The organism is Umezawaea sp. NPDC059074 (genome assembly GCF_042738955.1).
Lineage (GTDB): Bacteria > Actinomycetota > Actinomycetes > Mycobacteriales > Pseudonocardiaceae > Umezawaea.
The window spans coordinates 26234-37783 of record NZ_JBHYHC010000040.1 but is presented as its reverse complement, the minus strand read 5'-3'; the positions used below and the strand labels follow the sequence as shown (position 1 = coordinate 37783).

The 11550-nt window shown below is 74.4% G+C and carries 8 protein-coding genes; 4 read left to right on the top strand and 4 right to left on the bottom strand.

Annotated elements, in window-relative coordinates:
* Positions 1-77 precede the first annotated feature (77 nt).
* Genes ACFWW9_RS19780 through ACFWW9_RS19770 form a run of 3 tightly spaced genes read right to left on the bottom strand, consistent with a single transcriptional unit; the run spans position 78 to position 3770 of the window.
* The gene (locus ACFWW9_RS19780; RefSeq protein WP_390379482.1) at positions 78-1562 is read right to left on the bottom strand and encodes an FAD-dependent oxidoreductase; all 1485 of its coding nucleotides are present in this window, start codon (positions 1560-1562) and stop codon (positions 78-80) included.
* Positions 1563-1575: 13 nt separating this feature from the next.
* Positions 1576-2664 (bottom strand): SGNH/GDSL hydrolase family protein, encoded by a 1089-nt coding sequence (locus ACFWW9_RS19775; RefSeq protein ID WP_390379479.1) that lies wholly within the window; start codon positions 2662-2664, stop codon positions 1576-1578.
* The gene (locus ACFWW9_RS19770) at positions 2661-3770 is read right to left on the bottom strand and encodes an FAD-dependent oxidoreductase (RefSeq protein WP_390379476.1); all 1110 of its coding nucleotides are present in this window, start codon (positions 3768-3770) and stop codon (positions 2661-2663) included. The genes ACFWW9_RS19775 and ACFWW9_RS19770 overlap by 4 nt, the downstream gene beginning before the upstream one ends.
* A gap of 112 nt (positions 3771-3882) precedes the next feature.
* On the opposite strand from ACFWW9_RS19770, the gene ACFWW9_RS19765 reads away from it, so the two are divergent.
* Positions 3883-7062 carry a BTAD domain-containing putative transcriptional regulator gene (locus ACFWW9_RS19765; protein ID WP_390379473.1) on the top strand — a complete coding sequence of 1060 codons (3180 nt, stop codon included), beginning with the start codon at positions 3883-3885 and terminating at the stop codon, positions 7060-7062.
* A 3-nt stretch (positions 7063-7065) separates the two neighbouring features.
* On the opposite strand, the gene ACFWW9_RS19760 is transcribed toward ACFWW9_RS19765, so the two are convergent.
* Positions 7066-7491 (bottom strand): VOC family protein, encoded by a 426-nt coding sequence (locus ACFWW9_RS19760; protein ID WP_390379470.1) that lies wholly within the window; start codon positions 7489-7491, stop codon positions 7066-7068.
* A 39-nt stretch (positions 7492-7530) separates the two neighbouring features.
* Between ACFWW9_RS19760 and ACFWW9_RS19755 the strand changes: the two genes are divergently transcribed.
* The 3 genes from ACFWW9_RS19755 to ACFWW9_RS19745 all read left to right on the top strand — a co-directional run bounded on the left by ACFWW9_RS19755 (position 7531) and on the right by ACFWW9_RS19745 (position 11524).
* A complete protein-coding gene (locus ACFWW9_RS19755; RefSeq protein ID WP_390379467.1) occupies positions 7531-8394 on the top strand; it encodes a hypothetical protein in 864 nt (287 codons plus the stop codon).
* Positions 8395-8470: 76 nt separating this feature from the next.
* Entirely contained in the window at positions 8471-10354 is a 1884-nt protein-coding gene (locus ACFWW9_RS19750; protein WP_390379464.1) for a Na+/H+ antiporter, read from the top strand.
* A gap of 459 nt (positions 10355-10813) precedes the next feature.
* The gene (locus tag ACFWW9_RS19745; RefSeq protein ID WP_390379461.1) at positions 10814-11524 is read left to right on the top strand and encodes a BTAD domain-containing putative transcriptional regulator; all 711 of its coding nucleotides are present in this window, start codon (positions 10814-10816) and stop codon (positions 11522-11524) included.
* Positions 11525-11550 lie beyond the last annotated feature (26 nt).

The following is an 11550-nucleotide window of genomic DNA, read 5'->3' as shown; positions in this document are numbered from 1 at the left end:
GGCTCCCAGCTCCCGGCGTCGAATTCCGGGACCTCGGTGGCCACCGTGTCGGGTGGACGGTCCACAAGGGATGCCCGTTACGCACCGAACCACCGGCGTGCCGCCCGCGCGAACGCGTCACCGTCCGGCACCCGATCACCGACCCACGCGATCACCCCGTCCGGTCGGACGAGGACCGCGCCGCGGCCGAAGTCCTCCCCCGCCCGTCCCGCCGCGTACCGCACCCGGTCCGCCCAGCCCCGTGCCACTTCGTGCAGCAGCCGGTCGGTGGTGAAGTCGAGCACGACACCCCGGCCGTCGTGCAGCAGGTCGCCCAGGCGGGTGCCGTCGGCGAGGCGGAAGTCCGGGGCGTTGCGGCCCGCCAACGGGTCGGCGTCGCCGAGGTCGTGGCGGATCGACTTGCCCGACATCCGGTCGAACACGTACGTGGCGCCGTCGCGGGTGTCGAGCAGGTCGCGCACCAGCGCCCGCAGCGCCGGGGCGTGCGAACCGGGGTGCAGGGTGGCCACCTGGGCGCGGGACCAGTCGAGCACCCGCGCGCCGACCGGGTGGCGTTCACGGGTGTAGGTGTCGAGGAGGTCGTGCCCGCGCAGCGTCGCCGCGAGCTTCCAGCCGAGGTTCACGGCGTCGCCGAGGCCCAGGTTGAGGCCCTGGCCGCCCAGCGGGGAGTGGACGTGGGCGGCGTCGCCCGCGAGCAGCACCCGGCCCCGCCGGTAGGTCGTCGCCTGCATGGCCCGGTCGGTGAAGGTGGACACGAGGCGGACCTCCTCCAGCGTCGCGTCCGTGCCGGAGACCCGGCGCAGGACCTCCTGGAGGTGGTCGCGGGTCGGGGGCCGCGAACGGTCGAACGCGCCGCCGTCGAAGTCCATCAGGCCGAGGTGACCCTCGAACGGCGTCCGGACGTAGAGGCCCGCGGGCGTCGGCGTGAAGCCGGGGCTCAGCTTCTCGTCGTCGGTGAAGGTGGCGACCAGCGAGTAGCCGGTGACCGCCGGTTCGGTGCCGACGAAGTCGAAGCCCGCGAGGCGGCGCACCGCGCTGCGGCCGCCGTCGCAGCCGACGAGCCACCGCGCCCGGTGCTCGTCCTCGCCCGCTCGCACGACCACGTGCTCGGCGTCCTGCTCGACGCCCGAAACCGCGGCGCCGCGCCGGATCTCCACGCCGAGGTCGGCGGCCCGCGCGGCCAGCACGGCCTCGACGGCTTCGAGGCTCGTCATCATTCCCTCCCCCGCCGGACCGGGGAGCCGGAACGGGAGGGCGGCGAGGTCGATCCTGGCGGGGTCGACCACCATCCCGGCGAAGTGGCCCGCCAAGCGCGGGGGCGCGTCCTCGTCGGGGACGTCGGTGACGCCCGACGCCGCCCGGAGCACGTCCAGCAGCCCGCGCCGGTCGAACACCTCGACCGACCCGGCGGACAGCCCCCGCATCCCCAACGGGTACGCCTTCCACACCGACCCCGGCTCGGGCTCCCGCTCCAGCACCAGGACCGAGCGGCCCGCGAGGCCGAGTTCGCAGGCGAGCAGCAGGCCGACCGGGCCCGCGCCCGCGATGATCACGTCGTGCATGGGTTCTCCTCGTTCAGCGGAACAGCGCCAGGTCCACGGAGTCCCCCAGGGCCCGGTAGCCGTCGTCGTTGCCGTGCACGTGGTCGCCTTCGTGGAAGGCGTCGAAGATCCGGGTGGGGTGGGCCGGGTCGCGCCAGACGGCGTCGAAGTCCAGGACCCCGTCGAACGCGCCGCCGGTGCGGATCCAGGCGTTGACCACCTGCCGCGCCCGTTCCCCCTCCGCGGTGAAGGCGTCCGAGCCCTCGAAGGGCGTGAGCGTGGACGCGAGGACCGGCACCCCTCGATCATGCCCGCGGGTGATCAGCAGGCGGTAGCCCGCGATTAGGTCGTCCGTCGTCACCGGCTCGTCGGTGAAGTCCCTCAGGCGCGGGCCGAAGGACACGGCGAGGTCGTTGATGCCCTCGGACACGATCACGGCGCCGAGGCCCGGCGTCGCCAGCACGTCGCGGTCGAAGCGGGCCGAGGCCGAGTCGCCGAGACCGCCGTTCAGCACCCGGTTGCCGCCGATGCCCTGGTTGGACACGAAGAACGCGGGCCCCGCGCGTTCGGCCAGGCGGTCCGTCCAGCGGCGGTGGGCGTCCGGGGTCGAGCCGACGCCGTCGGCGATGGAGTCGCCGAGCACGACGACCGTCCGCGCGGGGGCGTCCGGGCGCACCTCCACGGCCGACAGGAGGACCACCATCGGCACCGAGGTGGTGCCGCCCCGGACCAGCAGGCACGTCTGCACGCCCATGCCGTGGACGGTGGCGGTCTCGACGGGTTCCGGCAGGGAGAGGCTGACGGTCAGCTCGGCGAGGGCGGGCACGACCAGGTCCACCGGGTCGCTGAGCAGTGGAGCGCCCGCCGGGACGACGGCGGTCGTCCGACCGGAGAAGGTCAGCGGGCGGGGCGTCGACAGGGCCACGCTCGCCGCGCCGATGACGAGCGGTGTCGTCCCGTACTCGTTGGTGAACCGCACCCGCACCTCCCGGCCGCCGCCGCTGACCCGCACCACGTGGCGCAGGGTCGTGCCCGCGAGGGGCGGAACGGGGTCGAACGCCGCCAGGGGTGCGTGCGGCGCCGCGCCCCACGTGCGGACCCAGCCGTCGTCCGGCCGGGTCACCGCTCCCCCGCCGTGCGGACGAACTCGACCAGGTCCTCGGGGGTGGGCTTGTAGGCGGCCTTCGCGGACTGCTCCGCGCTGCGCGGGAACAGCACCCCCTCGTACTCGGCGAGCGCGGCCTCGACGTCGTCGGGATGCGCGGCGAGGGCCCGGCCGAGGTCGGCGCCGTCGAGCATGGCGAGGTTGGCGCCCTCGCCGTCCGGGACCGAGAGGTGGGCGGCGTCGCCGAGCAGCGTCGCCCCCGGAACCCGGTCCCACCGGTGGCCCGCTGGCAGGGTGTAGTGCGGACGGTGGACCGGCGGGGTGTCGGTCTCGGTGATGAGCGCCCTCAACTCCGGCGCCCAGCCCTCGAACTCCAGCGCGATCCGGGCGGTCGCCGCGGCGGGATCGGTGAAGTCGACGGCGGCGAACCACTCCAGGGGTTCGGCGATCACCACGTAGGCGTGCAGCGTGCCGCCCTTCTCCCGGTGGGCGTGGATCTCCCGGTCCGGCGAGAACGCCAGCAGCATCCCGCCGCCGACGACCCGCGCGGCGTCCGGGTGGCGGGTGTCGCCGTCGAACAGGTAGGTCTCCACGAACGACTCGCCGCCGTACTCGGGCGTGGCGGCGGAGAGCAGCGGCCGGACCCGCGACCACGCCCCGTCCGCGCCGACGAGCAGGCTCGTGACGACCGTGCCGCCGTCGGCGAAGCTCACCTCGTGACGGCCGTCGCCGAGCGCGCGGACGCCCTCGACCCGGTGGCCCCACCGGACCGTGCCGTCGGGCAGCGAGTCGAGCAGGAGCCGCCGCAGGTCGCCGCGCTGCACCTCGGGACGGCCGCCGGTGCCGTCGTCGGCCTTGTCGACCAGCACGGTGCCGTCGCGGTCGACGACCCGCATCGCCTGGCGGCCCTCCAGGACGAGGCCGCGGAACTCGTCGAGCAGGTCCGCCGCCTCCAGGGCGAGCTGGCCGTTGTAGTCGTGGATGTCGAGCATCCCGCCCTGTGCGCGGGCCGTCGGCGACGGCTCGGCCTCGTAGACCTCGGACGGGATGCCGTGGACGTGCAGGACGCGGGCCAGGACGAGACCGCCGAGACCCGCGCCGATGATCGTGACCGGACTGTTCATGGTTCCTCCGTGATCGGGACGGGCCAAGGCTGACCCGAGCCGCACACACCGCGCACACACGACGCCGGCACCGGGTTTGGCGACCCGCGCACGGGCGCGCGAAGATCAGGACGTGGACGACGGCGAACGGCTCCGGGTCGCGCTGCTCGGCGTCTTCCGGGTGTCGCGCGGCGACGTGGACCTGCCGGTGCCGGGGGCGCGGCTGCGGGACCTAGCCGCACGGCTGGCGCTCGCGGGCGGCCGGGCCGTGCTGCCCGACGTGCTGGTCGACGCGGTGTGGCCCGAAGACCCGCCCTCCGGTCCCGCCCATGCGTTGCAGACCCTCGTCTCCCGGCTGCGCCGGATGCTCGGCTCGGCGGACGACGTCACGCGGGTAGCGGGCGGCTACCGGCTGGCCGTGGACGAGGCCGACGTGGACGCGCTGCGGTTCGAACGACTCGCCGCCGCGGGCCGTGACCACCTGCGCGCGGGCGACCCGGCCGCCGCGGTGGCCGTGCTCGGCGAGGCCGTGGCGCTGTGGGGCGAGCACCCCGGCGTCGAGCCCGCGGTCGTCGCCGCGGTGGCGCCCGCCGCCGCGACCCGGCTGGCCCACGCGTCGGTCGAGGCCGTGGTCGACCTCGCCGACGCAGACCTCGCGCTGGGCCGTCCCGACCCGGCCGCGACCCGGCTCACGGCCCTGCTCGTCGACCACCCCGTCCACGAGCGGGCCGCCGCGCTGCTGATGGACGCGCTCGCCGCCCAGGGCCGCCAGGCCGACGCCCTCGCCCTGTACGAACGGGTCCGCGAGACCCTGGCCGACGTCCTCGGCACCGACCCCGGCACCGCGCTGCGCGAACGCCACCTCGACCTGCTGCGCACCGAAGCCCCCGTCCCCGTCCGGACCCGGCCGAACACCCTGCCCGTGCCGCTGACCAGCTTCATCGGCCGGGACGACGACCTGGCCCGGATCGAGGCGCTGCTGGCCGCCGGGCGGCTGGTCACCGTGCTCGGCCCCGGCGGGGCGGGCAAGACGCGGCTCGCCGTGGAGGCCGCCCGCCGCTACGAGTGCCGCGACGGCGTCTGGATGGTCGACCTCGCGCCGGTCACCGAGCCCGCCAAGGTCGGCGCGGCCGTGCTCGCCGCGATCGGGCCGCGCGGTGGCGCGCTGGTCGAGGCCCGCGGGCGCGGTGACGAGCTGGACGCGCTCGTCGACCGGCTCGACGGCCGGGAGTGCCTGCTGCTGGTCGACAACTGCGAGCACCTCGTCGACGCCGTGGCCCGCCTGGTCGCCGCGCTGCTGTCCCGGTGCTCCGGACCGCGGGTGCTCGCCACCAGCCGTGAACCCCTCGCGATCGACGGCGAGGCGCTGGCCCCCCTCGGCCCGCTGCCGATGCCGGGGCCGGACGACGACGTGGACCGGGCCGAGGTCGTGGCGTCGGTGCGCCTGTTCACCGAGCGGGCCGCGGCCGTGCGCCCCGGTTTCGCCGTGGACGACAGCACGCTGTCCGACGTGGTGCGGGTCGTCCGCGGTCTGGACGGGTTGCCACTGGCGCTCGAACTGGCGGCGGCCCGGCTGCGGACGCTGTCGCTGCCGGAGCTGGCCGACGGGCTCTCCGACCGGTTCCGGCTGCTCACGACCGGCAGCCGCACCGCGCTCCCCCGGCACCGCACGCTCCGCGCGGTCATCGCCTGGAGCTGGGACCTGCTGGGCGAGCACGAGCGCACGGTCGCCGAGCGCGTCTCGATCCTCTCCGGCGGCGTCACGCCCGCCTCGGCCGCCGCGGTCTGCGCCGGCACGTCGGTGCGGGCCGCCGACGTCCCCGACCTGCTCGCGGGCCTAGTGGACCGCTCACTCGTGCAGCTCGCGCCCGACCCCGGCCGCTACCGCGTGCTGGAGACGATCCGCGAGTACGGCATCGAGCGCCTGGCCGAGTCGGGTGACCTCGGCACGACCCGAGACCTGGCCGCGGACCACGTCACCGAGCTGATGGCCCGCCTCGACCGGGAGCTGCGCGGACCGGGGCAGGTGGCGGCCTTGCGGGTCGTCAACGCCGAGTACGACAACGCGGTGGCCGCCCTGCGCCGCCGGTGCGACACCGGTGACGCCTCCGGCGCGGTCGCCCTCGCCCTCAGCCTGACCTGGTACTGGCGGATGCTCGGCAGGCAGTCCGACGCGGTCCACTGGCTGGGCGTGGCGCTGGCGGTGCCCGGTGGCGAGCCGATGCCCGAACGCGACCGCGCCGAGGCGATCCACCTGCTCGCCGAGGCCGGACCCGTGCCCACGGCGAGCACTGACCACCGGGAGCGGAGGCGGGAGCTGTCCGACCGGCTGCTCGCCCACCCCGAGCCGCCGGACCTGCCCGGTCTGGTCGCCGCGCGGGTGCACGACGACCGGACCTGGCTCGCGTTCGTCGGCCGGGTGGTCGACGGCGACGACCCGTGGCTCGCCGGGCTGGCCCGCCTGTTCCGGGCGCAGTACGTCGAGAACGCGGGCGAGCTCGCGAGGACGCGCACCGACGTGGAGGAGGCGCTGGCCTGCTTCCGGCAGGTCGGCGACCGCTGGGGCCAGGCCGACGCGCTCCAGCTGCGCGCCCAGCTGCGGCAGTACGACGACCTCGACGGTTCGTTGGCCGACCTGCGCGAGGCACGGTCGCTGGCCGACCAGTTCGGCTCGCTGGGTCTGGGCGACGAGGTGTACAGCGACCTGCGCTGGATCGACCTGCACCTGCGGCGCGGCGACACCGACCTCGCGGTCGCGATGATCGACTCGGCCCGCGACCGGGCGGACCGCGCCGCGTCGGAGGAGATGCTGGTCCTGGTCGACGTGCGGGAGGCGGACTTCCGGGTGCGGCTCGGCGACCTGGACCGGGCGCGGGAGCTGCTCGACCACGCCGAACGAGGTCCGCACGGCGGTCTGGAGCTGTCCGGCGACCACGTCCGGACGTTGGCGGGCACCGTGCGGGCCGCGCTCAGCCTGGAGCTGGGTGACCGGGAGGGCGCGGCCGAGGCGTTGGCCGCGGGCTACGCGGCGGCCGTGCGAACCGAGGACCGGCCGATCCTGTCGCTGGTGGCGGTGACCACGGCCGCGCTCGCCGAGGCGCTCGGACGCCACCAGGAGGCGGCTTTCCTGCTCGGGGCGTCGTCACGGCTGCTCGGTGCCCACGACCGCACCGATCCGCGGGTCCTCGACCTCACCCGGCGAGGACGGGCCGTGCTGGGCGAGGACGTGTTCGCCGCGGCGTACGACAAGGGCCACGCGCTGGACGTGGTGACGGCCGCCGCCGAGGTCGACCCGGCCCGGCTGCGCCGCTGACGATCAGCCCGCGGGCTGCCAGAGTTCGACGCGGTTGCCCTCCGGGTCCGTGACCCACCCGAACCGGCCGACGCCCTCGAAGTCCTGCACGTCGGCCGCGACGTCGGCCCCGAGCCCGCGGAGCTGCGCGAGCATGGCGTCCAGGTCGCGGACGCGGAAGTTGAGCATGGTCTGCTGGGTGCGCGCGCCGAAGTAGTCGGTCTCCGCGTCGAACGGCGCGAACACCGTCGGGCCCACCGCCTGCTGCCAGACGCCCTGCTCGTCGGCGTCGAGGCCGAGCGCCTCCCGGTACCACGCCCCCAAGGCCTCCGGGTCCTTCGCGCGGAAGAAGAACCCACCGATCCCGAGCACGCGTTCCATGGCGGCGATCCTGCCGGCGGGCAGGGCGCCGGACAACTCGGCGCACGGGACCGGATGTGGTGCGATCAAGCCCGTGAACCCCGTCGACTCCCCTCGTGGAGCGGACACGTGACCCCGACCGCCGCCGAGCGGTCCGACCTCCTGGTCGAGGCCGCGCGGGACGACCCGGCCCGACGCCTCGACCTGGCCGCCGCGTTCTACGCGCGCAAGCCGGGACGGGCGGACGTGCGCGGCTACCGGCGCGCGGAACTGGCGTTCCTCCAGTGGCAGGTCTCCCGCGGTGTCCTCGCCCCCGTCCGCGGCGACCGGCCGGGCAGCCCGTGGTGGCGGGCCGTCAACGCCGGGCTGCTGCGCGACGCGGCCGAGGCGGACCTGCTCGCGGCGGGCGTTCCGGGCACGCCGAGCCGCCCCGCCGTGGCCCGCTGGCTGGCCTTCCTCGCGGACCCGTCGCCCGCGTCCTGGTACCGGGCCCACAACACCAGCATCGTCGCCGGGTACGTGGAGCACCGGCGGCTCGGTGACGCCGAGTCGCCCGTCGAGCGGTTCTTCCTGGACGTGACCCTGGCCAGGGTCCTGTTCGTCCACGGCCTGGTGCTGAACCCCCGCCTGGCGCTGGGCCGGGGGCTGCGGCCGTTGGGGCGGCTGGGCGATCCGCGCAGGCGCGGCGTGGACGTGTACCTGTCGCTGCGCGACGTCCTGCCCCGCGAGTACCCGCTGGTGGAGCGGTCGATCACGGTGATCCTCGACCAGGAGGACTTCCTCGGCAGGCTGATCGACTACGGCGTCATGCTGCCCAGGATGCAGGCGCTCTACGAGTTCGCCGCGCGCGACCTCGACGAGCCGCGGCTGCTCGACTTCATCGTCGACGGCGACCCGGTGTACGCGTGGCCGTACGAGGGGCGCGAGGCCTGGCGGCCGCGCAAGCACCGGCGGCTGATCGCGCTCGTGGGGCGGGTCACGCCGACCGGCTGACGGCGATCCGGCCCCTCTTCCAGCAGAATCGACCCTCGCGGCACACCGCCGCGGCGGTCCGAGTGAGGATTACCCCGTGCACATCGCGGCAGAGATAGTGGTCCTGGTCGTGACGGTCCTGGTCGTCAGCGCGGTGGCGCGGCGGTTGGACTGGTCCGCACCGCTGTGCCTGATCGCCGTGGGCGTCGGCGCGTCCTACGTCCCCGGCGTGCCCGAGTACCACCTCGACCCCGAGGTGGTGCTGCTCGGGCTGCTCCCCCCGCTGCTGTACTCGGCGGCCATCCAGACGTCGCTGGTCGACTTCCGGCGCAACCGGGGGGCGATCGGGCTGATGTCGGTCGGGCTGGTCGTGTTCACCGCGGTCGGCGTCGGGCTGGTCGCCTGGTGGGTGGTCCCCGGTCTGCCGCTGGCGGCCGGGATCGCGCTCGGCGCGGTCGTGGCGCCGCCGGACGCGGTCGCGGCGAGCGTCGTGGCGCGGCGGGTCGGGATGCCCCGCAAGCTGATCCGGCTCCTGGAGGGCGAGAGCCTCTTCAACGACGCGGCCGCGCTGGTCGCGCTGCGCACGGCCATGGCGGCCATGGTCGGCTCGATCACGTTCTGGCAGGTCGGCACGGACTTCCTGCTGGCCGCCTTCGGCGGGATCGCGGTCGGGCTGGTCGTCGGGTTCGCGACCGCGTTCGTCCGCGCCCGGCTGGACGAGCCGGTGCTGGACACCGCGCTGTCGTTCGCGGTGCCGTTCATCGCCTACCTGCCCGCCGAGGCGATCCACGGGTCGGGCGTGATCGCGGTGGTGATCGCCGGGCTGATCATGGGGCACAAGGCCCCGCGGATCCTGTCCGGCTCGACCCGTCTCGCCAGCAGGCTGAACTGGCAGACCATCGCGTTCCTGCTGGAGAACACCGTCTTCCTGCTGATCGGCCTGCAACTGCGGCGGATCCTGGACGAGGTGCAGGAGTCCGGGCTGTCGTTCGCGATGCTGAGCTGGATCTGCGTGGCCGTGCTCGCCGCGACGATCATCACCCGGATGCTGTGGCTGATCGGGATCGGCACGATGAAACGCCTGGAACGGCGGCTGATGCCGACCAGGGCGAGGGCGAAGGTGTGGCCGTGGCGCTACTCCGCGGTCATCTCCTGGGCGGGGATGCGCGGGGTGGTCACGCTCGCCGCGGCGTTCGTGCTGCCCGCGGACACCCCGCAGCGGGCCGTGCTGGTGCTGGCCGCGTTCGTCGTCGTGGCGGGCACGCTGGCCGTGCAGGGCATGACGCTGCCGCCGCTGATCCGACGGCTGAAGCTGCCGCGCCCCGACCCGGCCGAGGACGCGTTGCAGGAGGCGTCCGTGCTGCACGACATGACCACCGCGGCGCTGGCGCGGCTGGAGGAGATCCACACGCCCGACGACCCGCCGGAGATCGTCCAACGGCTGCGCGACCGGCTGCGGCAGCGCTCGGACTCGGCGTGGGAGCGGCTGGGACGGCAGAGCGCGCTGGTCGAGACGCCCAGCGACGCCTACCGCAGGCTGCGGCTGGAACTCCTGGAGGTCGAGCGCGACCAGTTCCTCAAGGCCCGCGACAGCGGCAGCGCCGACGACGACGTCCTGCGCCGCGTGCTGGAGCGGCTCGACATCGAGGAGTCCATGCTCGACCAGCGCGAGGAGGAACCCGACGTCGAGGGCCGCGAACTGCGCACCCCGGCCGCCACAGCGGGCTCCTGCAAGCACCTGGACCACGAGTGGGTCGACAAGGACCCCAGCTCCCCGGACAGCTGCGCGGTCTGCGTCGCCGAGGGCATGACGTGGGTGCACCTGCGGATGTGCCTCAAGTGCGGCAACGTGGCCTGCTGCGACTCCTCACCGGGCCGCCACTCGGCCCAGCACTTCCACGAGACCCGCCACCCGGTGATGCGCAGCTTCGAACCGGGCGAGACCTGGCGGTGGTGCTTCGTGGACAAGCAACTGGGCTGATTAGCGGATATCGGGAAACACATATGTGAACTCCGGTACCAGTGCGCGCAGAGGTACCGGAGTCCATTACCAAGCGGTATCCCACTCGAACCGCGTGCCTCGAACTCGACTGTCGACCGCCATTCGCAATTGGGCGAGTTCTTGCCTGCACTAGGGCCGCAGCGCGTTCCCGGTCGTGGCGGATCACGACCGGGAAGCGCCGGGAACTGCGACGATGCCCGGAATCCCAGCCCAAATGAGACGTGTTTCAGCGTCTCCATAGGTTCTCTATTCCCGTGCTAGCGTCCCCGCATCACCGGATCCGACGACGACTCCGACGGCGAAGAAACCAGTGAGAACAGGATCGAGGTCGTAGCGCTGAAAAGGGAATTATTCTTCCGAATACTCGGCCCCTTGGAAGTCCGCAACACCGGTGGACACACCGCGGTGAACGGAGCCGTTCAACGCACCGTCCTCGGCTTGTTGCTCCTGAACGCCAACCAGCAGGTCCCCGAGAGCAGGCTCCGGTCGGCGGTCTGGCCGGGCGAGGAGCCGACGACGTGGCGCAAGGTCCTGCGCAACGCCGTGTCCGGGCTCCGCTCGCTGCCGCTGGGCCCGGAGGAGCCGGAGCGGCGGCCCGTCTTCGCCTGGAGCCGGACGGGCGTCTCGGTGCGGGTCGACGCCGACCTGCTCGACAGCACCCGGTTCCACGACCTCGCCGACCACGGCCGGGCACTGCTCGCCGAGGGCGACTGGGCGGGCGCGGGCCGGGTCCTCGGCGAGGCGGACGACCTGTGGAGCGGGACCGTGCTGGCGGACCTGCCGGAGACCGCGGGCCGGTGGCCCGAGGCCGGGGCGCTCACCGAGGCCCGGACAGCGGCGCTGGTGGACTGGGCGACCGCCGAACTGCTGGTCGGCCGGGCCCACTCGGTGATCCAGCGCCTGCATCCGCTCCTGATGGAGGACCCCGCGCGGGAAGCGCTGGCGGGCAGGCTCGTGCTCGCCCTCTACCTGTCCGGCAGGCAGGCCGAGGCGGTGACCGCGTACCAGCGGACCAGCACCGCCGTGGCCGGGCGGGGCGGCCGCGTCGGGTCGTGGACCCAGGAGCTGCTGCGCCGGATCCTGGCGCACGACCCCGTCCTGCACGACGCCCTGGCCACCGTTCTCACCCCGCCGCGCAGCGCCGCGTAGCCGTCCCCCGACGACCGGCGGTGGCG

Coding starts and splice junctions, on each gene's coding strand:
- ACFWW9_RS19780 (WP_390379482.1), bottom strand. CDS start 1,562: ATGCACGACGTGATCATCGCGGGCGCGGGCCCGGTCGGCCTGCTGCTC.
- ACFWW9_RS19770 (WP_390379476.1), bottom strand. CDS start 3,770: ATGAACAGTCCGGTCACGATCATCGGCGCGGGTCTCGGCGGTCTCGTC.